Origin of the sequence: Burkholderia sp. AU45251 (assembly GCF_030482905.1) — a bacterium.
Classification (GTDB): domain Bacteria; phylum Pseudomonadota; class Gammaproteobacteria; order Burkholderiales; family Burkholderiaceae; genus Burkholderia; species Burkholderia aenigmatica.
The window spans coordinates 1-732 of the sequence record NZ_JAUJQH010000085.1 but is presented as its reverse complement, the minus strand read 5'-3'; the positions used below and the strand labels follow the sequence as shown (position 1 = coordinate 732).

Here is a 732-nt window from a genome sequence, read left to right as displayed (position 1 = left end):
TCGTGTTCGGCGGCTTCTCCGCGAAGTCGCTGAACGAGCGGCTCGTCGACGTCGGCGCGACCGCGCTCGTCACGGCCGACGAGCAGGCACGCGGCGGCAAGACGCTGCCGCTGAAGAGCATCGCGGACGAAGCGATCGCGATGGGCGGCTGCGAGGCCGTGAAGAGCGTGATCGTCTATCGCCGCACCGGCGGCAAGATCGACTGGCACGCCGAGCGCGACCTGTGGATGCATGAACTGACGGCCGCCGAATCCGACCAGTGCGAGCCGGAATGGGTCGGCGCCGAGCATCCGCTGTTCATCCTGTATACGTCGGGCTCGACCGGCAAGCCGAAGGGCGTGCAGCACAGCACGGGCGGCTACCTGCTGTGGGCCGCGCAGACGATGAAGTGGACCTTCGACTGGAAGCCCACCGACGTGTTCTGGTGCACCGCCGACATCGGCTGGGTCACCGGCCACACGTACATCACGTACGGCCCGCTCGCGTGCGGCGGCACGCAGGTCGTGTTCGAAGGCGTGCCGACCTACCCGGATGCAGGCCGCTTCTGGAAGATGATCGGCGACCACAAGGTCACCGTGTTCTACACCGCGCCGACCGCGATCCGTTCGCTGATCAAGGCGGCCGAAGCCGACGACAAGGTGCATCCGAAGAGCTACGACCTGTCGAGCCTGCGCATCATCGGCACGGTCGGCGAGCCGATCAATCCGGAAGCCTGGATGTGGTATCACAAGC

Annotated in this window: 1 protein-coding gene; it reads left to right on the top strand. The window is 66.5% G+C overall.

What is annotated here, in order from left to right; translation table 11 throughout:
- Positions 1-732 (top strand): AMP-binding protein (locus QZM67_RS39865; protein ID WP_301811980.1); only part of this gene is annotated, 732 nt, incomplete at both ends.